The 25,920-nt window shown below is 67.6% G+C and carries 21 protein-coding genes; 11 read left to right on the top strand and 10 right to left on the bottom strand.

Features of this window, described 5'->3' with window-relative positions; translation table 11 throughout:
- Position 1 precedes the first annotated feature (1 nt).
- Complete coding sequence (gene gmk / locus KL771_RS11590; protein WP_054361051.1) at positions 2-676, top strand: guanylate kinase; 675 nt, start codon at positions 2-4, stop codon at positions 674-676.
- 162 nt (positions 677-838) lie between these two features.
- Positions 839-1,609, top strand: coding sequence for a type IV pili methyl-accepting chemotaxis transducer N-terminal domain-containing protein (locus KL771_RS11585; RefSeq protein ID WP_261968717.1), 771 nt, complete (start codon positions 839-841; stop codon positions 1,607-1,609).
- A 173-nt stretch (positions 1,610-1,782) separates the two neighbouring features.
- Here KL771_RS11585 and KL771_RS11580 read toward each other — a convergent pair whose 3' ends face one another.
- The 8 genes from KL771_RS11580 to KL771_RS11545 all read right to left on the bottom strand — a co-directional run bounded on the left by KL771_RS11580 (position 1,783) and on the right by KL771_RS11545 (position 14,703).
- The gene (locus KL771_RS11580; RefSeq protein ID WP_261968716.1) at positions 1,783-2,829 is read right to left on the bottom strand and encodes an alcohol dehydrogenase; all 1,047 of its coding nucleotides are present in this window, start codon (positions 2,827-2,829) and stop codon (positions 1,783-1,785) included.
- A gap of 252 nt (positions 2,830-3,081) precedes the next feature.
- Complete coding sequence (locus KL771_RS11575; RefSeq protein ID WP_261968715.1) at positions 3,082-5,661, bottom strand: glycosyltransferase; 2,580 nt, start codon at positions 5,659-5,661, stop codon at positions 3,082-3,084.
- An 809-nt stretch (positions 5,662-6,470) separates the two neighbouring features.
- A complete protein-coding gene (gene rsmA, locus KL771_RS11570) occupies positions 6,471-7,313 on the bottom strand; it encodes a 16S rRNA (adenine(1518)-N(6)/adenine(1519)-N(6))-dimethyltransferase RsmA (protein ID WP_261968714.1) in 843 nt (280 codons plus the stop codon).
- A gap of 1 nt (position 7,314) precedes the next feature.
- A complete protein-coding gene (pdxA, locus tag KL771_RS11565; protein ID WP_261968713.1) occupies positions 7,315-8,418 on the bottom strand; it encodes a 4-hydroxythreonine-4-phosphate dehydrogenase PdxA in 1,104 nt (367 codons plus the stop codon).
- 4 nt (positions 8,419-8,422) lie between these two features.
- A complete protein-coding gene (locus tag KL771_RS11560) occupies positions 8,423-9,391 on the bottom strand; it encodes a SurA N-terminal domain-containing protein (RefSeq protein WP_261968712.1) in 969 nt (322 codons plus the stop codon).
- A gap of 472 nt (positions 9,392-9,863) precedes the next feature.
- A complete protein-coding gene (locus KL771_RS11555) occupies positions 9,864-12,353 on the bottom strand; it encodes an LPS-assembly protein LptD (protein WP_261968711.1) in 2,490 nt (829 codons plus the stop codon).
- A 71-nt stretch (positions 12,354-12,424) separates the two neighbouring features.
- Entirely contained in the window at positions 12,425-13,519 is a 1,095-nt protein-coding gene (gene lptG, locus KL771_RS11550; protein WP_261968710.1) for an LPS export ABC transporter permease LptG, read from the bottom strand.
- The gene (locus tag KL771_RS11545; protein ID WP_261968709.1) at positions 13,516-14,703 is read right to left on the bottom strand and encodes an LptF/LptG family permease; all 1,188 of its coding nucleotides are present in this window, start codon (positions 14,701-14,703) and stop codon (positions 13,516-13,518) included. Before KL771_RS11545 ends, lptG begins: the two co-directional genes overlap by 4 nt.
- A 291-nt stretch (positions 14,704-14,994) precedes the next feature.
- On the opposite strand from KL771_RS11545, the gene KL771_RS11540 reads away from it, so the two are divergent.
- The 7 genes from KL771_RS11540 to KL771_RS11510 all read left to right on the top strand — a co-directional run bounded on the left by KL771_RS11540 (position 14,995) and on the right by KL771_RS11510 (position 20,980).
- Entirely contained in the window at positions 14,995-16,497 is a 1,503-nt protein-coding gene (locus KL771_RS11540) for a leucyl aminopeptidase (protein ID WP_261968708.1), read from the top strand.
- A gap of 136 nt (positions 16,498-16,633) precedes the next feature.
- Entirely contained in the window at positions 16,634-17,689 is a 1,056-nt protein-coding gene (locus KL771_RS11535; protein WP_261968707.1) for a nucleotidyltransferase domain-containing protein, read from the top strand.
- Between the two features lie 59 nt (positions 17,690-17,748).
- Positions 17,749-18,201 (top strand): DNA polymerase III subunit chi, encoded by a 453-nt coding sequence (locus KL771_RS11530; protein WP_261968706.1) that lies wholly within the window; start codon positions 17,749-17,751, stop codon positions 18,199-18,201.
- Between the two features lie 79 nt (positions 18,202-18,280).
- Entirely contained in the window at positions 18,281-18,931 is a 651-nt protein-coding gene (locus KL771_RS11525; protein ID WP_261968705.1) for a TetR/AcrR family transcriptional regulator, read from the top strand.
- A complete protein-coding gene (locus KL771_RS11520; protein ID WP_261968704.1) occupies positions 18,928-19,767 on the top strand; it encodes a M15 family metallopeptidase in 840 nt (279 codons plus the stop codon). The genes KL771_RS11525 and KL771_RS11520 overlap by 4 nt, the downstream gene beginning before the upstream one ends.
- 165 nt (positions 19,768-19,932) lie before the next feature.
- Positions 19,933-20,103 (top strand): hypothetical protein, encoded by a 171-nt coding sequence (locus KL771_RS11515; RefSeq protein ID WP_261968703.1) that lies wholly within the window; start codon positions 19,933-19,935, stop codon positions 20,101-20,103.
- Positions 20,104-20,359: 256 nt separating this feature from the next.
- Positions 20,360-20,980, top strand: a complete 621-nt coding sequence (locus tag KL771_RS11510; RefSeq protein ID WP_261968702.1) for a hypothetical protein — start codon at positions 20,360-20,362, stop codon at positions 20,978-20,980.
- A 361-nt stretch (positions 20,981-21,341) separates the two neighbouring features.
- Here the strand turns inward: KL771_RS11510 and KL771_RS11505 are convergent, their stop codons facing one another.
- Positions 21,342-23,249 carry an ABC-F family ATP-binding cassette domain-containing protein gene (locus KL771_RS11505; protein WP_261968701.1) on the bottom strand — a complete coding sequence of 636 codons (1,908 nt, stop codon included), beginning with the start codon at positions 23,247-23,249 and terminating at the stop codon, positions 21,342-21,344.
- Positions 23,250-23,422: 173 nt separating this feature from the next.
- Between KL771_RS11505 and KL771_RS11500 the strand changes: the two genes are divergently transcribed.
- A complete protein-coding gene (locus KL771_RS11500) occupies positions 23,423-23,953 on the top strand; it encodes an RICIN domain-containing protein (protein WP_261968700.1) in 531 nt (176 codons plus the stop codon).
- Between the two features lie 81 nt (positions 23,954-24,034).
- On the opposite strand, the gene KL771_RS11495 is transcribed toward KL771_RS11500, so the two are convergent.
- A complete protein-coding gene (locus KL771_RS11495; protein ID WP_261968699.1) occupies positions 24,035-24,874 on the bottom strand; it encodes a hypothetical protein in 840 nt (279 codons plus the stop codon).
- Between the two features lie 150 nt (positions 24,875-25,024).
- Between KL771_RS11495 and KL771_RS11490 the strand changes: the two genes are divergently transcribed.
- The gene (locus KL771_RS11490; RefSeq protein ID WP_261968698.1) at positions 25,025-25,852 is read left to right on the top strand and encodes a cyclase family protein; all 828 of its coding nucleotides are present in this window, start codon (positions 25,025-25,027) and stop codon (positions 25,850-25,852) included.
- Positions 25,853-25,920: the final 68 nt, after the last annotated feature.

Genomic DNA, 25,920 nt, shown 5'->3' with positions numbered 1-25,920 from the left:
GATGGCCTCCGCCGACCTTCCCCAGAGCCTGCAGCAAGCGGGCCGCTCCCGCACAGAAATCGGCCGGCGCGGCGTGATGCTGGTGCTGTCGTCGCCGTCGGGTGCCGGCAAGGGGACGCTGTCGCGGCTGCTGCTCGATACCGACCGGCAGATCGTACTGTCGGTGTCGGTGACCACCCGGGAGCGCCGGCAGAGCGAGGTCAACGGCGTCCACTACCATTTCATCTCGGTGCCGGAATTCGAATCGTTGCGCGACCGCAACGGGCTGCTCGAATGGGCGGAAGTACACGGCAACTATTACGGCACGCCGCTCGCGCCGGTCGAACGGGCGATCGCGGCGGGGCGGGACGTGCTGTTCGACATCGACTGGCAGGGCGCCGTGCAATTGATCGACCGGATGCCGGACGATGTGGCGACCATCTTCATCCTGCCGCCGACCATGGCCGAACTGCGCCTGCGCCTGCAGCGCCGGGCCGAGGATGCTCCGGAGGTGATCGAGAAGCGTCTCAAGAACTCGTCGCGCGAAATGGCCGAGTGGAAGCGCTTCGACTATGTCATCGTCAATGACGATCTCGACGGCGCCTTCGCGGACGTGTCCGCCATCCTGCGCGCGGAGCGGCTGAAGCGTGCCCGGCGTACGGGGATCGGCCGCTTCATCGAAGGATTGACGGGCTGACGCCCGGCCGCGCGGCGCCCTTGCGCGATCGCCTTCGGCGCGCCGTCATCGGTTTTAACGAATCGTAACGGACGGATCGCGGCATTAACGCGGCATTAACCCTGTCGGCGAGAGCATGGCGGTATCGAACCACGCCAACGCTCCGTCCGAGGGACGCCGTCCATGCCGACCGACCGCGAACCAGATTGCCGCGAAGATGATGGCGCGGCCCTCTATGCGCATTGGATCAGCCTGGCGGGCCGGCTGCGCATGCTGAGTCAGCGCATCGGGCTCCAACTCCTGCTGTTCGGCGGCCTGGACGATCGCGCGGCAATGCGCGAGCGCCTGCTGACGGCAGTTGGCCAGTTCGAGGCCGGACAACGTGACCTGCTCGCCGGCGATCCGGCGATGGGCATTCCGCCGCTGCCCGCCGGCACCGCCCGCAGCCTGTTCGAGGGCGGGGCGGCTTCGGTCGGCGAGCGGGTCACCACCTTCCTGGAGGAGGTGCGTGCGGTGGCGGAGGCGCCCGCCGACGGGATGCCGGTCGCGCTTTCCGTGACCCGCCTGGTCCAGCGCCGCTGCGACGCCGTCCTGACGGCCTTGGGCGAGGTCGTCGGCGCCTTGGAGGCCGAGCGTGCGGCCATCCTGGCCATGCGCCCGCGTGCCGGCGGCGGTCACCAGCCTTCCGAACCGAACGCGCCCCCGGCGGCGGCAGGCGAACCCGCGGCCGGCCGGCCCGTCGCCTTCAATGCAAAGGTCGCGGCCGCCCGGATCGGGCCGCTCGGCACCGCCCTGGCGGCGCTGACGGAGGAACTGAAGATGATGTCCGAGGCGCTGCACGGCCGGAAGCCGGACCCCGCAGCGTCGGTCGCGGCGGAGGCTGCGCCCCGTCCTGCCGATCCGGTCGAGAAGGCCGACCGCCGTCCGAACCGCAAGCGCGCCCGATCGGCCTGAGTACGCCGCGGGCAGCCCGGAAACCGGAGGCCGCCCGACCTAGAGCATTTCCGGATCGGATGGAATCATCCGATCCATAAGGAAATGCTCCAGCATCAACACCTTGAGCCAGTCCTTTTCGTCTGGATCGCTTCGATCCAGACGGGACAGGCTCTAGTCGTGGCGCCACCCCGTCAGGGCGTCAGCACGATCCGGCCCATCACCCGGCCGCCGCGCAGGTCGTCCAGGGCCTGGTTGGCGGCCGAGAGCGGGCGCGTCTCGATCGGCAGCGGCGGCACCTTGCCGGAGCGGACCAGATCGATCATCGCCTCGGCCTCGCCGAGCGTGCCGACATAGCTGCCCTCGATGGCAATCGCCCGCATCGGCAGGAACGGAATCGGCATCGAAAAGGAACCGCCGAACAGGCCGGCCACGACCAGCTTGCCGCCCTTCTTGAGGGCCGCCTGGGCGAAGTTGAACGACACCTCGGCGCCGACGAAGTCGACCGCGCCGAAGACGCCGCCGGTCGCCTTCAGGAAGGCGCGCCGGGCTTCCGGATCGGACGGGTCCCAGGCCGAGGCGGCGCCGGCGGCGAGTGCCGCCTCGCGCTTGGCCGCGGAGATGTCGGCGACCACGGGCGCATGGGCGAACATCGCCTTGGCGAAGGCGAAGCCCATCATGCCGACACCGCCGAGCCCCATGATCAGGACGGGACCGCGCTCGGCCAGACTGCCGAGCCGCCGCAGCGCCGCATAGGCGGTCAGGCCGGAGCACATCAGGCTGCCGGCGCGCTCGGCCGGGATGCCGGCATAGTCGATCAGATAGCGCGCGTCCGGCACCAGAAGATGGGTCGCATAGCCGCCGTCGACCTGGATGCCCATCTGCTGCGGCTTGACGCAGATCTGCTCCTCGCCGGCCCGGCAGCTGTCGCACTGGCCGCAGCCGATCCAGGGAAACACCACGCGGCGCTGGCCGATCGCGACGCCGGTCGCCTCCGGTCCGACCGCCTCGACTTCGCCCTCGATCTCGTGGCCGAGCGTGAACGGGAGTTCGCGGCCGCCGCGCACGTCGAGGCTCTTGCCGCCGCCGAGATCGAAATGGCCGTCGAGCAGGTGCAGGTCGGAATGGCAGACGCCGCAATGGCGGATGCGCAGCAGCACCTCCCGCCCGCGCGGCTCCGGCGTCGGCTCGACCGCCTCGCACAGCGGCATCCCATATTCGACGATCGCCTGGCGCAGCATCCCCCCGGCCTTTCTTCTCGTTGTCGCGCAACGGATTAGAGCCGGAGCAGACAGGCGAAATCAAGCGGTCGGGCGGCTGCGGCCGAACGGGTCGGCGCGCAATCCGGGCGACCGTGCCCGCCGATCCTCACATCCGCGCCAGGGCGGCGGAGCCGGGCGCGGCGGGCGCCTCAGGTGAGCGCTGGCGCTGTGCGGCCGCACTCCGGGAACTGCGGCCGAGCCGGGTTGCCGACGGCATCCCGATCCGGACCTCTAGCCGTCCGGCATCCCGTCCGGCATCGCCGGCGGCGCGGTTACCCCCGGTGCATCGGTTGGCTCGGTCACGGCGAGTTCGCCGTGCGGTCCCGCGCGATGGAGCGCCGCGCAGAGCGTCCGCAGCCGCACCAGCTCGGGGTCCTCGGCGAGGTTTCTGGTCGCGCGATCGACCCGGACGCTGCTGTGAAGTTCGCGCAGCCGGGTGTTGCCGGCCTTGGAGAGCGCCTTGCGCCGGTCGGCGCCATAGCTCTGGGTCTTCGCATGGTACACGAAGGTGTGGGTTGCGATCGCCAGTGCAAACCCGGCGTCGACGGCCCGGAAGCAGTAGTCGTCCTCCTCGCCGTAGCCGAGTTTGAAGTTCTCCTCGTCGAAGACGCCGATCCGATCGATCAATGCGCGCGTGACGCCCAGGCAGAAGCCATGCACGAGGGGCGCATGAACGCATCCGTCGGCGCGGGCATGCGCCTCGCACCAGGCGTTCATGTCGTCCGGCTCCATCCCGGGCGGCAGATCGTTGACGGCCGTCTGTCCGGGCGTGCTGCGGTGATCGGGCAGGGATTGGTTGGAGGCCGCATTGGACAGGGGGCCGACCAAGCCGATATGCGGCTTCGAGAAGGCCACATCCATCAGCTTCTCGATCCAGTGCGTGGTCACGACGGTGTCGCTGTTCAGCAGCACAACAAATTCGGCCTCGGAGAGCTTCAACCCGACATTGGCCGCGCGGGTATAGCCGAGCGCCGTATCGTGGCGGACGAGCAGGACATTGTCGGTTTCGGCGGCGAAAGACTGCAGCAGGTCAGCCGTTTCGGCACCCGAGCCGTCGTCGATCAGGATGATGCGATGGCGCTCTGCATTGCGGGTCGCCGCCACGGAGGCGAGGCAACGCCGGACCCAGTCGGGGGCATTGTGGACGCAGATCACGATATCGGCCGACCGCTCCGCCTGCGCGCCGATGCGGCACTCCAGGTCGTCGCGCCGCGCGGGAATGGGCTCCCATCCGGTGGCCCGGAAGGCGCTGATCGGAGTCCCGTCGCAATCATGGTGGAAGAAGGCCAGGGCCGGGTGGTTGCGGGCACTGACCGGGCGCTGCATCACCGGATGAAAGGATGCCTGGGCCCGCGCCAGGGCGATGTTGAAGGACAGCTGGTCGCGTCGCGAGCCGCCGTCGATCTCCTTCCACCAGTTCGCCATGGCCGGCATCAACTGGGGATGCCCGATGCGATAGAGGATCATGCAGCTTTCGACCAGCGTGTCACAGTCGAAGCCCTCCTGGCGATAGCGCAGCATCTGGGCGCGAATGACCTCGGCGTCGTCCTTGCTCCTCTTGATGCATGCCTCGCCCTCCTCATAGACCGATCGGCGCAAGGGGTGCGGGATGGTGCCGATCGGCTCGCCCGACTCCTTGAAGGCCTGCACGATCGGCTCGATGTCGCCGCGGATCAGAATGTTGCTGTCGATCCAGACGGCAACCTCGTAGTCGGCCATCAGGAGATGCGGATGGTTCTTGATATACCGCACCCTTCGGGTCGGGTCCTGATCGTACAGCGGCACCGGGCGGACGGTATAGACATGCGGATAGAGCGGGGGCTGGTCCGTATAGAGGATGTAGTCGTGACCTGGGTTGATGTATTCGTGATACTTGATGCTCTCATAGGCATTGACATTGGCCGTGAAAATGCCGACCCGACAGCGGTCGGCACGCGCAGCGAAGTAGCGGATGCGGTCCGCCTCCAGACGCTCGGCAGCCGCGAATTCATAGAGCCGTCGCCGCGAAAAGGTGCTCTTGTTGGCCTCGTCGAAGGCGGGCGCAGACTTGGCGCGCTTGGGGGCCGGTTCGGGGGGGCGCTGCGCTGCGCCTTTCGCGATCGGGCGACCTTCGGCCCGGCCGTGGCGAAGGTAGTGGATCAGCGGGTTCATCCCCGACGTTTGAACGTCGGCGTTGAGTTCGAGATAGAGATTGCCGTCGAAACGCTCCGACGGCGCGATCCCGCGCGCTGCCCCGAACAGGATGTAGTGGAGGGCGGGGCTCATGTCCCCGATCGGGTGGCCCTGATTGCGCGTGACATAGAAATCCGCGTCGAACAGATCGGAGCCGGCGATCTCGTCCGCCAATGCCTGTCCATCGTGAACGGGCGCGATCCTCCCGGCGGGAATGGACGCGTGGTCCTGGGCTCGGGCCGCGTCTCGATCGATCGGCGGCAGGCCGGCGCTCGCCGGCGACTCCGCTGCCGAGACGGCGGCGGCGCATTGGTCGGGGGGCGGAACGGGCGCTTCCAGGCGCTGCGATGCCTTGGCGTCCGCATCCGTCATGCGGCTGCGAAGAGGACCTGAAGCGAAGCGGATCCGCAGGCTGCCCGTGTTCCGCGGCAACGGCAGCAGCGCCCCGACCGAAGTCAGCACCTGGGCCAGAAATCCGTCGCGGCGCGCGGGGCGGCGACTGCGTGCCGGTGCTGCTCGTGAGCCCGATGTCGGCTTGACGGCGGCATCTGCCAAAGTCTGCTGGGTGATCGGATCGCTCGCATCCGCCACGGCGTCGGATGCATTCGCGCGTGGCGAAACGGCTGGATCGGGCTGCATCGGCGAGGGGTCTTTCGGTTTCGTGTAGTCAAAATTGCATTTTTATTTACTATATATCTTGGATTGATAAACGGGCATTGCGGTCGCGTCGAAACCCTCGGACCGGCGCTCGATCATCGGCTTCGTATCCCGCAAGTGCCGAGATCGCCTGTATACTTGCCGCTCCATGCCGTAGCTTTGTACATTCGGAAAGACATATGAGACTGCATAGTATTCATTCCAATTATACCAAAATAGGGTCATTTCATGATCTGCATGATATGATTTATCTGATTGTTCCTGAAATAAAAAATAATTCTAACGCATTCCTGATTGGGCAATATTTAAGATTCTGTAGGAACGGCGCTCGAATACGGAATTCAACACTCCGGCGAACCCGCCGCCCGATCTGCGGCTGGACCGATCGGGTCCTTGTCGCGCCCTGACCGGGAAGCGATCGCTCCGAAGGCGGATTGGCTCTTGAACGAAAGGAGCTTCCGATCTGCGGGGATCGGAGAGCGCTCCGCATCCTTTTTTGACTGCGCGGAAGTCTTCCCGATCGAATCGGGCCGATCTGTTCCGAGCCTGCTTCGGAGCAGGGGGTCGGGACCGCGCCGGATCGGCGCGCGCGCGACCGCCCGGCACGGAAGTCCGGGCCTCGCTGTCGCGCCGGCATTGTCGCCGTCCCAACCCCCCGGGCTCTCCGGCGGCAGACGATCGTCGGCCCGCCGGTCGGCTGATGCGACAAGGCCGTTCGAGCACGACGGAGCGGCGAGACCTTCGGCAGGGCAGGGGCGGCAGCCGGCGGGTCGATCGGCCGGCCGGCCGGATCAGGCCTCTGGCCGACCGATTCGCGCCAGGGCGGCGAAGCCGGCCACGTCGACCTCCTCGGCGCGCCGGGTCGGCTCGATGCCGGCGGCAGCAAGCGCGGCTTCCGGGTCGGCGAAGACGGACTTCAGGCTGGAGCGCAGCATCTTGCGGCGCTGGTTGAAGGCGGCGGCGACGACCTTCTCCAGCCGGTCCGGATCGGCGGCGAGCGGCGCCGGGCGCGGCACCAGATGGACGATCGCGGATGTGACCTTGGGCGGCGGTACGAAGGCCTTGGGACCGACCTCGAACAGGATGCGGGCCTCCGAGCGCCAGCCGGCGAGCACGCCGAGCCGGCCATAGGCGTCGTCGCCGGCAGCCGCCACGATCCGTTCGGCGACCTCGCGCTGGAACATCAGCGTCGCGCTGGTCCACCATGGCGGCCAGGGCTCGGCGCGCAGCCAGCCGACCAGCAGCGGGGTGGCGACATTGTAGGGCAGGTTGGCGACGATGCGGGCCGGGCCGCCGGCCAGCACCGCCATGTCGACCGCCAGCGCGTCGCCCGAGATCACTTCGAGCCGGCCCGGATAATGGGCGGCGATCTCGGCGAGCGCCGCCAGGCAACGCTCGTCGCGCTCGATGGCGACGACGCGGCGCGCGCCGCCGGCCAAGAGCGCCCGCGTCAGCCCGCCCGGCCCCGGGCCGACCTCGACCACCGTGGCGCCTTCGAGCTCGCCGGAGGCCCGGGCGATTCGGGCCGTCAGGTTCAGGTCGAGCAGGAAGTTCTGGCCGAGCGATTTGCGCGCATCGAGCCCGAACCGGCTGATCACGTCGCGCAGCGGCGGCAGATCGTCGATCTGCGCCATGTCAGGCGGCCGCGCCGGCAGCGATGCCGGTCGCATCCGCTGCAGCCATGCGTGCGGCCATGCGCAGGGCGGCCACGAGGCTGTCCGGCCGCGCCCGGCCGGTGCCGGCGATATCGAGCGCGGTGCCGTGATCCGGCGACGTGCGCACAAAGGGCAGGCCGAGGGTGACGTTGACGGTCTCGTCGAAGGCGATGGTCTTGACCGGGATCAGGGCCTGATCGTGATACATCAGCAGCGCTGCGTCATAGCCCCGGCGCGCGGCGGGGTGGAACATTGTGTCTGAGGGCAGGGGGCCGAAGGCATCGATGCCGAGACCCTTCAGAGCGGCGACCGCCGGGGCGACGATCTCGTCGTCCTCCCGGCCCATCGTGCCGTTCTCGCCGGCATGCGGATTCAGCCCGCCGACGGCCAGGCGCGGCGTCCGGAGCCCGAAGCGGCCGGCGAGATCGGCGGCGACGATGCGGCCGGTCGCGACGATCAGATCGGTCGTCAGGAGCCCCGGCACGGCGGCGAGCGCGACATGGACCGTCACCGGTACGGTCCGCAGTTCCGGGCCGGCCAGCATCATGATCGGCGTCCAGGCACCGCCCGCAGCGGGTCCTGGCCCGAATCGGCGGGCGAGTTCGCCGAGGAATTCGGTATGGCCGGGGAAGCGGAAACCGGCGCCGTAGAGCGCGTGCTTGTTGATCGGGTTGGTGACGACCGCCGCGGCGAGGCCGGTCCGGACATGCTCGACCGCCGTCTCGATCGAGGCGATCACGGCCGGTGCGTCGGCAGGGACCAGGCGGCCCGGCTCGCCGACGACCGGATGGCCGGTCGCGACGACCGGCAGCGCGCGGGCGAAGACCGTGGCGGCGGCGGACGGCTCAGTGGCTTCGATCGGGACCTCGAGACCGAGGCGCGCGGCGCGGCGCGCGAGGGCGCCCGCGTCGCCGAGAACATAGAAGGGCGGCAGGTCGCGGTGCCGGTGATAGGCGGCAAGCGTCACGTCGAGGCCGATTCCACCGGGCTCGCCGAGCGTCAGGGCCAGCGGCAGGGGGGCTGATGGCAGGGCGGATTTTGCCGGAGCCGTCCCGGCCCCGGCGATCGCAGGCGCAGCGGCCATCGGTTCACCGCTTGTAGTCGATCACGGCGATACGCCGCAACTCGGTAATATATTGCCGGGCAAGCAACTGGCCCTCCTGCTCGCGCAGTTCGTCCTCGATCTTGCCGCGCACTGAGAAGTCGCCCTTGATGTCGCGCCGGGCGCAGACGGCCAGCATTTCGACGCCGGTCGGGGTCGGAACCGGCTTGGAGACCTTGCCGACGCCGGTCTCGGCGAGCACGCCGCGGAACTGCGGCGGCAGTTCGTCTTCCGTCCGCTTGCCGATGCCCTTGATCACGACTTCCGAGAAGCCCTTGGCGATCGCCACCATGCCCTCGCAGCCATTGACCTTGGCGCGGAAGGCCTCGGCCTCCTTGAGCCGCGCCGCGCCGGAACCCGGCTGCGCCTTGGAGACCACGAAGGTGATCTGCTGCAGGGCATATTCGGCGGTGGTGCGCTGGCTGGCGTCGGGCGTCTTGCCGCCGTCCTTGGCGCGCTGCTTCTCGAGCGCGGCGGCAATCTGGCTGTCGGTGATCGAGACGGTGCGCTGGAACCGCTGCACCACCATCTGCTGCCAGACCACCTGGGTGCGCAGCCGCCCGCGCAGGGTGGCGAAGTCGATACCCTGCTGGCCGAGCGCCATGCGCAGCTGATCGGGCGTCAGGCGGACGCGCTGGGCGATGGACGCCACCGCGGCATCGACCTGGCCTTCGTTGACGGAGATCTTGAGCCGCTTAGCCTCCTGCAGCTTCAGCTTCTCCTCGACCATCTCCTCGGTCGCCTGCTTCATCAGGGCGTCGCCGGACAGGTCGCGCTGCACCAGGCGCAGGAAGCGGGCGCGCTGCGCGATCTCGTTGGTGGTCACCGGCTCGCCGTTGACGATCGCCTTGATCGCCGATTGCGCCGCAGCGCCGGTGGTCGTCGCGCCCGTCGTCGTGACGAAGGCCGCCACGGCGAAGCCGCATCCCAGGATCGCGCTGCCGATGCGATGCATTCTTCGAAGCCCTCTCTTGGTCCGGCACCGACCCGGAGATCCGAGAAGGAGGAACGATGCCGTCCCGTTCCTGGATCCGAACCAGTCAACATGTGTATCGCGGGTCCCGTCGGACCGATCGATGCGGGATGCAGCGATCGGCCAGCGGCCCCAGCGCCCTATGCCCTGCCGACATGGCGAAAGCATGTTGCCGCACCGGGTCGCCAGCCACCCGGCCCGATGCGCACCGCTGTAGCGCAACTCGGGTCCGGGCGGAATGCGGTCGATCCGGTAAATCGGCAACCGGCCTCAGGACCGGCAGGCCCAGAGGCCGGGACTCGCCCCCATCGCGGCGGGCCGCCAAGTCGTCGGCCCGCCCCCGGCGGCCCATCCCGGCGGCCCGAGCCAGGGGATCCGATCGAGCCATCGGTGGGACCCGAATCGGCCGCGGGGGGAATGCCCGGACGGCCCCGGTTTGACCGGTAGCCGGACCTCAGCGCATCAGGCTGTTCGAGACGGCGCCGTCGCCGATCGTGCGCAGGCCGAAACGGAAATAGAGCACACGGTCCGACAGGATGCGGCTGTCCTTCGACTTGGTCAGCGCCCGGTCGGTATCCTCCGTGTAGGCAAGCGACGCGGAGAAGCTGTCATTGTCGAAACCGAGCCCGAGCGTGTTGTTGACCACGAAGGAATTCTCGACATCGTAGCGGATGCCGCCGAACAGGCGCCAGTTCTGAGCCATGCGCAGGTTAAGGGCACTCTGCACTTCTTCGCGTGCGGGATCGAGCTTGCCGATCTGGTAGGAGGTGTTGTTCAGAAGGTTGTAATAATACTGCGGCGTGCGCAGGTAGGCATAGGTCAGCGAGCCGCTCAGCGGGCCGCTGGTGCCGGTCGCCTGCAGTTCGGCGCGGTTCAGCGCCAGGCTCCGGTTGTCGAAGCGGGCGCTCGACCCGAACCGGAAGCCGCGGCCGGTGTCGATGGCGATCGAAGTGACGTAGTCGGACCGGTCAGTGTCGAGGCCGGAGCCGTAGCCGGTCAGCGGGCGCGGATCCATGACCATGATCCGGGCGATCTGCGGGTCGGCGAAGCTGTTGGTCCCGGCGAGCAGGTAGGACTGTCCGGCCAGCACGGTCACAGACCCGCCGCCGGTCGGCAGGAAGGTGTAACGGAAGCCCATATTGGCCCGCGTCGCGCCTTCGGCCCGGTCGAATCCGGAGAATTTGTCCGGATCGAACAGATTGCTCGTGTCGAAGACGAAGCTCTGTGCATCCTCGTTCGGCAGATGACCGACATACTGCTCGTTCGGCCGCGCCACCAGCTGGGCGATCGGTTCGAAGATGTGGTTGCCGAAGGTCGTGTTGGCGATGAACGGGTAGCGATATTCGAGGCCGACGGTCGGCATGATCCGAGCATAGGTGCCGGTGTCGACCCAGCCGATATGCGGATTGGTGCTCTGGGACGAGAACAGGTCGGCCCTGAGGCCGAGGAACGGCGTAAAGATCTGACCGATCGAGTCGATATACTGGCGCCGCCAGGTCACATCAGCCGACATGCGGGTGTAGTTGCCCGAAGCACCGTAGACCTGACGCATCTGATCGATGTCGGTCTTCAGCCGGTTGAGGCTGGTGAAGTTGAAGCGACCCGCCAGTTCGCCGCCCATGACCGGGTCGGGATAGACGAAGTCATAGTCGATGACCGGCGCCACCAGCGGCTGCTTCTGTTCCAGGAAGCGGCCATAGGGCAGCGGCTTGCCGTTATCCTTGCGGAAGACGTAGTAGTCGTCCTCGAACACCTGGAACTGATAGATGCGCGCGTCGAAATAGTTCCGCTCGCCCTTGCCGGTCATATAGATGGTCGAGGTTGCTTCCTGTCGGTCGGACGGAACCAGCTTGTAGTCGAGCAGGAACTTGCGGTCGGACAGCAGGACGGCGTCCCAGCCCCACTTCCACTGTTCGTTGATGTTGAACTCGCCCTTGGTGAAGACGGCACCGCGCGAGACGCGGTCGCCGCTCGTGCCGGAAAAGGCGCTCGGATCGTTCTGATTGATGCCAACGAGGCGGACCGACCACTTGCCGGTCTCCAGGCGGTTGCGCACCTCTACGTCGCCGAGCACGCCCTGGCGGGACAGCAGCGTCGGTGCCAGGGTCACGTCCCAGTCGTGCGTCGGCGCCCAGAAATAGGGCGCCTGCATGCCGAAGCCGAGCGTGCTGGAGGCGAGGAAGCCGGGCGCCAGGAAGCCGGTCTTGCGGGCGACGGTCGGGTCGGGATGCGAGAAATAGGGCACGTAGGCGATCGGCGTGCCCAGGAATTCGAGCTTCGCATCCTCGTAGTAGACCGTCTTCTCCTGCTGATTGTGGATGATCTTGGCCGCGCGGATCTGCCAGAAGGGAGGCTTGTTCGGCTCGGTGACGCAGGTCTGGCAGGCCGAATAGACGCCGTTCTCGAAGACCGTGACGTTGCCGTCGCGCCGATCCGCCTTGCCGGCCGAGAAGCGCGACCGTTCAGTGGTGTCGATGGCCAGCGACGTGACGAATCCGTCGCGGAAATTCTCCGTGACGTCGATGGTCTCGCCGTTGATGACGTTGCCCTGCGGTTCGACCAGGCGGGCCGAGCCCTCGGCCACGACGCGCTTGGTGACGCGATGGAAGGTCACGCGGGCGGCGGACAGCGTGTAGCCGTTGTAGCGGATCTCGACCTTGCCGACGGCCGTAACGGTGTTGCGCTTGTTGTCGTAGACGACCTGATCGGACTCCAGGAACATCTTCGGAGCCGCGCCGTTCTTCGGCTGCGTCAGGCGCTTCATGATGTCCTGCGCGGCCGCCCCGCCGGCGAGGCCGGCATCGGCCAGCGACAGCGCCGTCAGCACGACGGCGCCGAGCGCCGCGGCGCGACACCAGAATGGGGCGCGCAGCCGGGCTTGGGCGCCGGCCGCAGTCGGGACGCTGGAAACGCCCGGATCACTCGTCCGTTGGTCGGCGCACACCTTCGCTTTCCGCGGACCGACAGGTTCCGCGGCTCGGCTTTGGCGCCGTTCATGGAGGGGCGGCGACATGCCTAGCCATCCTCCCGGTACAGCAAAATCGTAAATCCCATCAAGGAACCGATCACTGCCGGCGTCCAGGCTGCGAGGGCCGGATTGACGATCCCGACCCCGCCCAGATCCCGGGCTACCTCGACCACGACATAAAGCACGAAGCCCGCGGACACGCCACCGAGAATCAAGCGGCCGACATTGCCGAACCGGAACACCCCCAGCGAAACGGTGGCCGCGATCAGCACCATGGCGGCCAGCAGAAGCGGGCGCGCCATCAGCATCTGATACTGCAGTTCATAGCCGTAGGCCGGCAATCCGGCATTGCGGGCAATCTCGACATAGCTCCGCAGGGCCCAGAACGAGATGGTCTCCGGCGTCGACAGGCTCTCCCGGATCTGCTCGATCGTCAGATAGGTCGGGATCGTATAAGCCGCATGTTCCGCGGGAGCCTGGTCCTCGCTGCGTACCAGAGCTTGCGAAAGTACCCAGGCGCCGTCGGCAAAGACCGCCTCGCGGGCATCGATTCGCGCCCGGAAACGGCCCTGCCGGTCGAAGCTCATCACGGTCAGGTCGCCGAGTCGGGCGCCCTGGTCGAGCGACTGCCGGGCGCGAATCACAGACTCGCCGTTCGGCCCGTCCTGTCTCAGCCAGACATCGCTGGTCGATGCGCTCGGGTTCAGGCGCTTGTCGCGCCCGGTCAGTTCGTAGAGGCGTTCCTCCGCGCGGTCCTTGAGGCCGGCGGCGACAGGGTTCCAGAGCGCGGTACCGATCGCGCCGAGCGTCACCGCCACGACCAGGGCCGGCGCGATGAACTGCCAGACCGATATGCCGGCCGCACGCGCCACGACCAGTTCGAGGTTGCGCGACAGGCCCAGGAAGGCAGCGATGGCGCCGAACAGGGTGGCGAAGGGCAGCACCTGCTCGGCGATCGACGGCACCCGGAACAGCGAGATCAGCGCGACCCCTCCGGCCGAGAAGCCCTTGGCGTCGGCGGTGCGCCGGAACAACTCCAGAAAGTCGAACAACCAGATGATCGCGCAGGAAAAACCAAACACGAGCAGGATCGCGCGGACGAAGCGGCCGGCGAAATAGGTGGCGAGAGTGCGACCGATCATCCGGCCTCCCCCCGCGTGCGCGGACCGAAGCGGTCGACGATCGACTGGCCGAAATCGGCCAGAGTCTCGAGCAGGCGCTCGGCGGTGCGCGGCAGCGCGAACTGGCGGTCGAGCCGGATCATGGCAAGCCCGGCGACGATTACCGCCACGGGCACGACATAGGTCAGCCCGGCGGCGGCGGCCGAACCGATCGAGCCGCTCAGCGCCGCGAAATGCAGGCCGCGCACCAGCACCGCGGCCACCAGGGTCAGCGCGACCGCCAGGCCGCGGCCCTGGCGGTTCGTCCGGGCATCGCCGAGGAACAGGAAGGCGATCACCGCGAAGGCGACCGGCAGCAGCGGCTGCGACAGGCGATCGTTGAGTTCGTAGCGGAAGCGGCCGATATTCTTCGCGGTGTAGTCGTCGGCGAGATCGGGCGCCAACAATTCCGCCGTGCTGCGTTCGTTGGCGCGGAAGACCGGCTTGGCGTTTTGCGGCGTCAGTTCGGACAGATCGAAGGCGTAGGCCTCGAATTTTACGATCGACAGCGAATCGTCGCGGGTCTGGATGCGCTGCAACACGCCGTCGCGCATGACGAGCAGCGTCCGGCCCGGCGTCTCCAGGACCACGGCGCGGTCGGCGATGTAGGTATAGGCGATCTCCTTGTCGCGCCGGTCGTCGATGACCAGTCCGACCAGCGACCCGTCGCCGCCGCGGCTGCGGATGTGGAAGGTCAGGCCGGGCTCGATCTCGGTGAACCGGCCGGGCCGGACGATGGTGGCGATCAGATCGACGTTGACCTTGGTGATTTCGGTGCGCAGCAGCTTCTGGGCCTCCGGTGCGGCGACGGTGGCGATCGCCAGCATGGCCACACCGACGAGGCCGGCGAGAATCAGGAGCGGGCGCAGCACGACCATGCGCGAACCGCCGCTGGCATTGATGACAACCAGTTCGCTGTCGGCATTGAGCGCGTTGAGCGTGAAGATCGCGGCGACCAGGAGCGCGAACGGGGCGATCACGACCGACAGATAGGGCAGAGCCAGCACCGAGATCTCGACCAGGATCAGCAGCGTCTGGCCCTTGGCGGTGACGAGACTCATCTGCCGCAGCGCTTGGGTGGTCCAGACGACGCCGGCCAGGGCGACCAGCGTCGTGAGAAACGCTGCCGTCAGCCGTTTGAGCAGGTATCGCTCGATCAGTCCCATGCACCGTCCGACCCCGGCGCACGCGGCCGGTCCGTCCTCTTTACCCTATCCCCATGCCACCGATGAAGACCTAATGCTTGACGAAGAGTTATGGTTAATGCCCGGATGACGCAGCGGATTCCTGTCATGGCCCGGCGGTGCCCGAACGTCTGCGTGCCGGTGTCGCGTGCAGGCCACAGATGCGCCGCAGCCCTTGCCGTCCGCGCTCCGCCCCGCCATGTTCGCTGTCCCGCCCCATTCGCGCGCCCCTGACGCGCGGCTGAGACCGATACCCGCCTCGGAGGAGAGCCGATGTCCGCCGCCACGATTGCGTTCCAGAAACCTGTCCTCCCTGAGACCGGCATCGTCGTTCTTCTCGCCGGCGACGGCGCGGCGCTCGGTCCGGTGGCCGGCGAACTCGACACCGCCACGGGCGGAACGTTGGCGCGGGCGATCGCGGCGGCAGCCTACAAGGGCAAGCAGTTCGCAATGCTCGACCTGATCGCGCCGGCCGGCTCGGGCCTCGACCGGGTGCTGGTCGTCGGCCTCGGCAAGCCGGCCGAGATGAAGGAATATGACTGGACCCGCCTCGGCGGCGCGATCGCCGGCAAGCTCGGCGAGATCAAGGCCGAGGCCGCCACGCTGGTCGTCGAGCGGCCGGACGGCGTCGCGATCGAGGCGGCGCAGGCGGCCGACATCGCGCTCGGCGCGTCGCTGCGCCACTACCGCTTCGACCGCTACAAGACCAAGAAGAAGGACGACGAGGCGAACGGCTCCAAGGGGTTGAAGCTCTCGTTGGCGGTCGAGGGCCATGCGGCGGCCAAGAAGGCCTGGGCCGGCCGGCAGGCGGTCGCCGACGGCGTGACGATCGCGCGCGATCTGGTCATCGAGCCGCCGAACGTGCTGTCGCCGGAAGAGTTCGCGCGCCGTGCCAAAGAGCTTCAGAAACTCGGCGTGGAAGTCGAGATCCTGACCGAGAAGGAGATGAAGAAGCTCGGCATGGGGGCTTTCCTGGGCGTCGGCCAGGGCTCGTCGCGGCCGCCACGGCTGGTGGTGATGCGCTGGAGCGGCGGCAAGGAGAAGGATCAGCCGATCGCCTTCATCGGCAAGGGCGTCGTGTTCGATACCGGCGGCATCTCGATCAAGCCGGCCGCCGGCATGGAGGACATGAAGGGCGACATGGCTGGCGCGGCCTGCGTCACTGGACTGATGCACGCGCTCGCCGCCCGCAAGGCCAAGGCCAATGTGATCGGTGCGATCGGTCTGGTCGAGAACATGCCCGACGGCAACGCGCAGCGTCCGGGCGACATCGTCACCTCGATGTCGGGCCAGACGATCGAGATCATCAACACCGATGCCGAGGGCCGGCTCGTGCTGGCCGACGTGGTCTGGTACGTCCAGGACCGCTTCAAGCCGCGCTTCATGCTCGATCTCGCCACCCTGACCGGTGCGATCCTGGTCGCGCTCGGCAAGACCCATGCGGGCCTGTTCTCGACCTCCGACGAGCTTGCCGCCCAGGTCAGCGCCGCCGGCGAGGCGACCGGCGAGCGCGTCTGGCGCATGCCGCTCGGGCCCGACTACGACAAGATGATCGATTCCACTTTCGCCGACATGAAGAATACCGGCGGCCGCTACGGCGGCTCGATCACCGCGGCGCAGTTCATCAAGCGCTTCACCAACGACGTGCCCTGGGTGCATCTCGACATTGCCGGCACCGGCATGGAGGCGAGCGCCTCCGAGATCAACAAGGCCTGGTCCTCCGGCTGGGGCGTCCGCCTGCTCGACCGGATGGTGAAAGACAACTATGAGGGGTAGATCCTCGGTTGTATCTCGACTTAAGACGGAAAAAACATGATAAAATTCATGGATTTCAACAGACAACCGTTGACATCCAACTTCACTGTTGAAAAATAAGAATCTCTCGCATAGGGTGCATGTCGTTGAGGGCGACATGGAAGCGAGTTTCGTTCCGTATAACAACGATCAAGCGCGGATGGTCATCGATGCGCGCCAGCGCTTTTCTGCGCTCGTCGATGCCCGCCGCCGACGTGACGGTTATCGCGGGTCCATGACCTGGGTTGAGCGAGGCGGGGCGGAGTATCTTATCCGCTCGCTTTACCCGGAAGGCGGAAGCGCTCGCCGTCAAAAGTCTTTGGGATTGCGCAGTCCTGAAACCGAGGCCTTGAAACGCGAATTCGAAGTCGGGCGCGCGGAGGCCGAAGCGCGGGTTGTCAACCTGGAGGATGGCGTCGCGCGCATGGCGGCCGTCGTGGAATCGCTCGGGCTGGGGCGGGTTCCTTCTCTCTCGGCCCGAATTCTCCGGATGCTGGACGATGCCGGACTTCTCGGCCGAAAGCTGCGATTGGTGGGCACCAACGCGCTATTTGCCTACGAGGCGATCGCTGCGGCCAACTTCGATCCCGGTCTGACGACGACCGAGGACATGGACCTCCTGTTCCATGCTGGCGCCGGGTTGCGGTTTACCGCTCAGGAAGAGTTGTCGCGCGAGTCCCTGATCGCCCTTTTGCGTCGTGTCGACCGCAGTTTCGGGCGGGCTGGCGCGACTTTTCGGGCTGTCAACCGCGATGGCTTCTATGTCGATCTGATCAAGCCCGAACCCAGGCCACCCTGGCGACCGGAACCCGAAGGCGTCAGTTCGGACGTCGACGATCTTGTCGCTTCAGGGATTGAGGGCCTGTTTTGGCTCCAGAATGCCCCGACGGTGGAGACTGTGGCCTTTGACCAGAAGGGGGTACCGGTCCGGTTGGTCGCCTGCGACCCCCGGGCCTTTGCGGTCCACAAACTCTGGCTGTCGGGACGGCTTTATCGCGACCCCGCCAAGCGCCAGCGCGATGCCGGACAGGCGCGGGCCGTGGCCGAAATCGTGGCGACGCGGCTTCTGCATCTGCCGTTCGAGGCGGAGGCCTTGCGGATGATGCCGCGCGAACTGGTCGAGGCGGCCGCGCCGCTATTTGCCGCGCACAAGCCGCCGAAGCTAGAATGGTAGGGCGAGACGGCCCGGGACTCGGGCGCCTCTTCAATCGTTAAATCGTGGGACCAGCCGCCGTGCCCGTCGAAGCCTGGTTCTATCACCTGCGTGACCGCACGCTCGAACAGGTCCTGCCGGGGCTTGTCGAACGGTCGCTGGAGCGCGGCTGGCGGGTCGTGGTGCAGGCCGGCTCGGAGGAGCGGCGCGACGCGCTCGACGCGCATCTATGGACCTATGCCGACGAGTCCTTCCTGCCGCACGGCACCCGCAAGGACGGCGACCCGGCCGTGCAGCCGGTCTACCTGACCGCCGAGGCCGACAATCCGAACGGCGCGACGGTGCGCTTCCTGGTCGACCGGGCGGAGCCGCCCGATCTCGCCGGCTATGCGCGCGCCGTCTACATCTTCGACGGTAACGATCCCGATGCCCTGCAGGATGCCCGCCGCCGCTGGCGCGAGGCCAAGGCGGCCGGCTTCGAGGTCACCTATTGGCAGCAGGACGAGCGCGGTCGCTGGATCAAGAAGGCGTGAGGTCTGTCGCGGAACGTCATTGAACGGTGCTCATTTCCGCTCTAGATCCGGGTCGGAGCAACGACGGGACGGGCGCAGCATGGCCAGGCGGATGGCGAAATCGCATGACGACCTGCGGCGGGACGCGGTCGCCGCGGCGCGGGCGCTGGTCGTCGGCGAGGGGACGGCGGCGTTGACCGTGCGCCGGGTCGCCGAGACGATCGGCTGCTCGGTCGGCACGATCTACAACATCTTCGCCGATCTCGACGACCTGATCGTCCATGTTGCCGCGACCGTGCTCGACGAGATGCATGGCGCCCTGTTCGCCGCGCCGCTGCCGGCCGAACCGGTCGCGGCGCTACGCGATCTCGCCCAGCGCTATCTCGCCTTCGCGGTCGCCCATCCGCGGCTCTGGACGATGCTATTCGAATACACCACCGCCTCGGAACGACCGATGCCGGACTGGCACCTGGAGCGGATCGCGCGCCTGGTCGCCGACGTGCAGGCCCATGCGGCCGCGGTACTGGACGGTTCGGGCGCCGACGTGAAGGCCTCGGTCGACGTGCTTTGGGCCTCGGTCCACGGCATCACCGCCCTGGCGCTGCGCGGCAAGCTTGGCATCGTCACGGCGGAATCCGCCGGCGCGCTGGCCGACCGGCTGGTGGTCACGTTCCTGGCGGGCGCGCGCGCGGAGCGGGCCGCCGATGTTGCCGAGGGGGCCGCCGGTACCGCCGGGGAGGCGGATCGATGACGGCTACCGGGATGAAAACGGCCGGTTTGCGCACGGTCCACTCGAAGGACGGGGCGATCAAGGCCGCCGTGACCGGGGGCAGGGTCCGATCGTGTTCGGTCCCGGCGGCGGCGCTGGCGGGCGTCGTGGCGATTGCCGCGCTGCCGGCCGGGGCCGCGGAGGATCTGCCGCCCGGCTTCGTCCGCTTGGCCGACATCGACGCCAGCATCCGCCAGGACATGCGCTATGCCGGCGCGCAGAATTTCGTCGGCCGGCCGGTCGCCGGCTACGAGAAGCCGGTCTGCATCCTGACCCGGGCGGCCGCGACGGCGCTGTCTCAGGCGCAGAAGCGGCTCGCCGCCGACGGACTGTCGCTCAAGGTCTACGACTGCTACCGCCCGGCCCGGGCGGTCGCCGATTTCGGCCGCTGGGCACGCTCGCCGGATCAGGCGACCAAGGCGGAATTCTACCCCGCGGTCGACAAGGCGCGCCTGTTCGGCCACGGCTATATTTCCGGGAGGTCCGGCCATTCGCGCGGCTCGACCGTCGATCTCACCCTCGTGCCCGCCGGCGCGCCCGGCCTGCGCGGCGCCGCCGGCCCCCACGGCCCCTGCACGGCCCCTGAGGCCGAGCGCGCGCCGGACGACAGCCTCGACATGGGCACCGCCTTCGACTGCTTCGACCCGCGCGCCGCGACCGGCCACCCCGCCATCGCCGGCGCCCCCGCGAACAACCGCGCCCGCCTCGCCCAGGCCATGCAGGCCGCCGGCTTCGTCGGCTACGCAAAGGAATGGTGGCACTTCACGCTGTCGCCGGAACCGTTCCCCGAAACCTATTTCGATTTCCCGGTGCGGTGAGGGGGCAGAGGCACGCGGATTTCCGCAGGCGTTGTCCGGATCGGCATTCCCGGCATATCGCCACACGCCGGCCTTAAATCTTGTACAACATAAAGCTGTTCTTGTTCGATCGTTCATTTTTTTGGTCGCCGGCGTGAAATGGTGGCAACGATAGAAGTGTTTGGAATGGACCTCGACCGTCAGATTGAGATCCTCACCGACGCTGAACAGGCGAAGGGGCGGGCGGTCGCTTGGATTCAGGTGATGGCCGACAAGGGCGTGTTCCGGAAGCATGCCGATGAGGCGCGTGCTCTGCGGGCCAAACTCAAAGGCAACAAGTCGGTCGCCTGCGGCTGACCACGCCATTCCCGGTCAATCAGAAGCCTCGCGATTGCGGGGCTTTTTTGTTTCAGGGCCAGAACTGAGGTTCGCACCGTTCGAAGGCGCCTCGCCGACGGCGGCGATTCGTCAGGGTCCGTTCCGGATTGGAATCCGGCCATGGCGTCGTCACCTGCACCGGCCTTCCGCGGGCAGGGCGCTTCGTCATGGCGCTTGAACGGGATGCTGAAATCGATTGTAGCATCAGGATTGGACGATATCGAAGGTTGCCGCGATGAAGATGGTCGATTGGCTGAAGAAGATCGTCGCCGACGTCCAGCCAGCGGTCGACAAGGGGCTCCAACAGGGACTCGATATTGACGCTGTCCGGAATTTTGGGGGCGGCCCACTGCACATTCCGATCCGGGTTCTGTGCGAACATTACGGACACCCGCTCAAGGCGACGGTGTATCGTTACGACCGGAAGATGTTCCTTGTTACGTCCATACAATGGAAAGATGGGTTGTCACGCGAATTCGGTGATCCATCCGTGTTGCCCATCGATATCGAAAACGAAGTTCTGAACAAGACTATCTGTGAGCATCTTTTGCGCCATGAGTCTAGCAACCCGATATTAGGCGGATCGCCCAGGGGCATGAGTTATTCAATTAAAAATAACTGGCCGATTTTTATGGCATCAAAAGCGAAATCAATGACGTCATTTGAAAGTCGATCGTTCCAGGTCGCCATAGAGGCGCATTTGCATGGCGTGCTCCTCGACGCCCGGCCGAGAAAGACGCTGCACCCGTCGATCACCGTCCACGCGGAGGTAAGGCCCGAATTGGAGGATCTCGGAGCCGCTGTGCGGCGGGTCTTGCGGGGCGCCGACGCCTTGCGCGAAGCCGGCGTGGTCTGACGCGCTGCCCTCGTCTGCCGGTCGGGCATGTTACCCCGAGGGGTAATCCTCGGCAGCCCGGCAGGGCGACGCTGCCGATGCCAGGCGCAACGCGCAAACAGCAAAGAGCGCAAACATCAGCCCTGTCTTGTCTTGTCCCCGGGGGGCACTCGGCCAGATCGGGCATCGCTCGTGGATGCCAGGGACAAGCCCTGGCATGACAGACCGGGGGCCAGAGCGCGGGTCAGGACCTTGCGTAGCCGGCGTCGTCGGTCCGGACGCCGACGATCGTCGCCAGTCCTGATGGTCGCGGCAGCCGGCGCCGGCGCATGCCGACAAAAGGGCCTGCGACCGCGATGTCGGTCCGCCGCGGCGGCGCCGCCTATCCCTCCACGGCCGCCTTCTCCGCCGCCTCGTATTCGGCGGACATCGTCAGCCAGGCCTCTTCGGTCTCGGCGATGGCCTTCTCGGTGTCGGCGCGCTGCTTGGAAAGGCGGGTGCCGCGGGCCGGGTCCTTGGTGAAGAGGGCGGGATCGGCGAGGTCGCGGTCGAGTTTGGCGAGCTCGCCCTGCAGCTTCTCAATCCGCTGTTCGGCCTCGCGGATCTTCTTGCGCAGGGGCGCCATCTGCTCGCGTAAGGTCGCGGCGATGCGGCGGCGGTCCTGGGCGGAGAGTTTCGGCGCCTCCGCGGCGCCGGACGCGTTGTCCTGGCGCGCCTCGCGGCTGGCGCGATCGAGGATGAACTTCTTGTAGTCGTCCATGTCGCCGTCGAAGGCCGAGACGGTGCCGTCGGCGACGATCAGCAGGCGGTCGACGGTCGCCTCGACCAGGTGCCGGTCATGGCTGATCAGGATGACGGCGCCGTCATAATCGGCGAGCGCCTGGACCAGCGCCTCGCGGCTGTCGATGTCGAGATGGTTGGTCGGCTCGTCGAGGATCATCAGGTTGGGGCCGGCGAAGGTGGCGAGCCCCATCAGCAGGCGCGCCTTCTCGCCGCCGGAGAGGTCCTTGGCGGGCGTGTCCATGCGGCTGGTCGGCAGGCCCATCTGGGCGACGCGCGAGCGGATGCGCGCCTCCGGCTGGTCCTTCATCAGCGGCGCGACATGGTCGACCGGCGAGCCGTTCGGCATCAGGTCGTCGAGCTGGTGCTGGGCGAAGAAGGCGATGTCGAGCTTGGTCGCGCGCCGGATTTCGCCGCCCATCGGGTCGAGCCGGCCGGCGATCAGCTTGGCGAGCGTCGACTTGCCGTTGCCGTTGGCGCCGAGCAGGCCGATGCGGTCGTCGTCGTCGATGCGCAGCGTCAGGTTCTTCAGAATCGGGCGGCCCGGCTCGTAGCCGACCGAGGCCTTGTCGAGGGCGATGATCGGCGGCGACAGCTTCACGGCCGGCGCCTGGAAGGTGAAGGGCATCACCTCGTCGGCGGCGAGCGCGGCGATCGGCTCCATCCGGGCGAGCGCCTTGACGCGGCTCTGCGCCTGGCGCGCCTTGGTCGCCTTGGCCTTGAAGCGGTCGATGAAGGCCTGCAGATGGGCGCGCTGCGCATCCTGCTTCTCGCGCATCTTCTGCGTCAGGATCATCTTTTCCCGCCGCTGCCGCTCGAAGCTGTCATAGCCGCCGCGATAGGCGACGAGCTTGCCCTGGTCGAGATGCACGATTGTGTCGACCGCGACATTGAGCAGATCGCGGTCGTGGCTGATGATCAGAACGGTATGCGGGTAGCGCGCCACATAGGTCTCGAGCCAGAGCGTGCCTTCGAGGTCGAGATAGTTGGTCGGCTCGTCGAGGAGCAGCAGGTCCGGCTCGGCGAACAGCACCCCGGCGAGCGCCACGCGCATGCGCCAGCCACCGGAGAAGTCCGAGCAGGGCCGCCGCTGCGCCTCGTGGTCGAAGCCGAGGCCGGCCAGGATGGTGGCGGCGCGCGCTTCCGCCGAATGGGCGCGGATGTCGGCCAGCCGGGTGTGGATCTCGGCGATCCGGTGCGCATCGGTGGCGTGTTCGGCTTCGGTCAGCAGCGCGGCCCGCTCGGTATCGGCGGCGAGCACGAAATCGAGCAGCGTGATCGCGCTGCCCGGCGCCTCCTGGGCGACGCCGCCGATGCGCGCGCCGCGCGGCATGCCGATCGCGCCGGATTCGGCGGCGATGTCGCCCGTGATCAGCTTGAACAGGGTCGTCTTGCCGGTCCCGTTCTTGCCGACGAGCCCGACCTTGGCGCCGGTCGGCACCACGACGGAGGCCTTGTCCAGGAGCGTGCGCCCGGCGATCCGGTAGGTGAGTTCGGAGATGCTGATCATGCGGCAGGGCATAGCCGCGGAACGCCGGCTCGTCGAGACCGAAACGGCGGCGGGCGGCCAGAACACGGTACGGGATCGCCGGAACGGCACGCGGGTCGCGCGATTGGGCCACCTGCCCGTGTTGACTTCGCGGTGGCCGTCGGGATCCCTGCGCCCGTCAACGGGGACCGACCATGCAGCGTCTACTTGCCATCGCCTTCGCCGCCCTTCTGGTATCGCCGGCCGCCGAGGCCCAGCAGCAGGGCCGGATGATCGTCAACACGCTGTCCGGCAAGTGCCTGGACGTATCCGGGGCGCCCGGCGTCAACCGCGGGGCGCCGCTGATTCTCTATGATTGCGAGCGCTCCGGCATCAATCCGAACGGAACGCCGTCCGACCAGTTCTGGATTTTTTCCGGCGGCTTCATCCGCAATGCGCTGTCGGGCAAGTGCATCGACGTTGCCGGCGCGCCGGGCGTCGTCAATGGCGCGAAGCTGCAGCTTTGGGATTGCGAGACCTCGGGGCGCAGCGCCAACGGAGCGGCGACCGACCAGCTCTGGACCCTGCGTCCGGACGGATTCATCGTCAACCAGACGTCCGGCAAGTGCATCGACGTGTCGGGGGCTCCCGGTGTCGGCAACGGTGCCCCGGTCCAGCTCTGGGACTGCGAGAATAGCGGCCGGAACCCGAACGGTTCGGTGACCGACCAGCGCTGGCGCTTCTGACCGGGCGAAGCCGGCCCGGATGGTTGCCGGACCGGACGACTGGCGGGCCGGCGACTGGGGGCGGCGGTGCCGTCCTGCGGTTCAGCGGGGCGGGGAGGGCGGCGGGATCGTCACCGTCTCGGCCTGATCGACCGCGATGTCGACGGTGCCGGTCGCCGAGCGGCCGTCGGCCCAGGCGATCGCATAGCGATAGCGGCCCCAATGCCCGACGGCGGCCTCCGCATCGGCTGCCGTCCAGCGGTCGCAGCGCGCCGGGTCGGCCGGGTCGAGCCCTTGGGCGCGGCACAGGCGTTCGGCGAAATCGGCCAGCAGGCGGACCTTGCCGCCGGGCGGTTCGGTGACGACGGATTTCGAGAAGCCCTCGTCGAAGCACTCTTCCGGCACCACGATCCGCATCGGCTTGCGCTTCATGCCGGCGCGCAGCTTGGCGAAGGCGGCCACGGCGGCCTTCTCGGTCTCGCGCTGCACCTTGCTGTAGGCGATGTCCGCATCGGTCGCGTCGCGTAGGACGGGCTTGAGGGCGGCGAGGCGTTTCGCCTCCAGCCCGTCGAGGATCCGGTCGACCTCGACCTTGGCATAGCCGAGCTTGACGATCTCTGCGCGGGCGACGACCGACATCAGGGCGAGATCGACCAGAAGGCCGGCATGGTCGGCGTCGGGACCCGCCGCCACCGTGACGATCGGGCAGCCGAAATCCCATACCTCACTCCCCGTTCCGGCCGCCTCGGCGGCGGCGAGGCGCTCGGCCACCTCCGGCAGTCCCGCGATGAGGCGCTTGACCAGCGCATAGCCGGCGGCCGGATCGGCCCGGATCCCGGCCGTCGATGTCTGCGGCGCCGGGCCGACTGAGGCGGGCGGGGCGGCCGTGGCGGGTTGGCTGCAAAGCGCCAGACCGACCGCCAGGCAGAGGGGCATTCTCACTTGCAAACCTCCCAATGCCGCCGGCCGCTTCGTCTGCCTGCCGACAGCGTAGTGTTACTTAATAACGGGATGACGATCCACGGTTAAGGGCAATAGTCTCCCGGTGAACGGGCCGGACATGACAGGTCCGTCAGCGAGGGAGATGACCGAATGTGCGTACCCGGATGTGAGGAAGCGGTGCTGAAGCGCCTGTCCCGGCGCGGTCTCTTCAAGGGCTTCGGCGCGGTCACGGCGGCCGGCTTCGCGGCGACGGCGGTGCCGGGCGTGGCGGCCGCCCAGTCGACGGCGCGCAGCTTCTCCAAGGTGGTCGACCTGACCCACACGATGAGCCCGGATTTCCCGACCTTCTTCGGCGTGCCCGGCATCGAGATGCAGAAGCAGTTCGACTTCAAGAAGGACGGCTTCAATCTCTATTGGTGGCGCATCATCGAGCATGCCGGCACCCATATGGATGCCCCGATCCACTTCTCCGAGGCCGGCGCCACGATCGACAAGATCGCCGCCGACCAGCTGGTCGCGCCGCTGGCCGTGATCGACATCACCGCCAAGGCGGCCGCGGATGTCGACGCGCTGGTCACCGTCGCCGACATCGAGGCCTGGGAGAAGGCCCACGGCAAGCTGCCGGACAATTGCGTGGTGGCGATGAATTCCGGCTGGGACAAGCATGTCACGAGCCCGAAATTCATGGGCAAGGATGCCGGCGGGGTGCTGCACTTCCCCGGATTCTCGCCCGAGGCGGCCGAATTCCTGATCAAGAACCGCACCGTGCGCGGCATGGCGGTCGATTCCGCCTCGCTCGACCACGGGCCGTCGAAGGACTTCAAGGTCCACTACATGTGGCTGCCGTCGGGCCGCTTCGGCCTGGAATGCGTCGCCAATCTCGGCGCCGTGCCGCCGGTCGGCGCGACCATCGTGGTCGGCCAGCCCAAGGTCAAGGACGCCACCGGCGGCCCGAGCCGCATCCTCGCCCTGGTTTGAGATGGTCGGGGCGGCGGTGATCCCCCAGGATCCGCGCCGCCCTGCCTTCGCACTACGATCGTGTCTGC

Origin of the sequence: Prosthecodimorpha staleyi (genome assembly GCF_018729455.1) — a bacterium.
In the GTDB taxonomy this organism is placed as follows: Bacteria; Pseudomonadota; Alphaproteobacteria; order Rhizobiales; family Ancalomicrobiaceae; genus Prosthecodimorpha; species Prosthecodimorpha staleyi.
The sequence above is the reverse complement of the archived record's forward strand: the minus strand, read 5'-3'. Positions and strand labels throughout refer to the sequence as shown.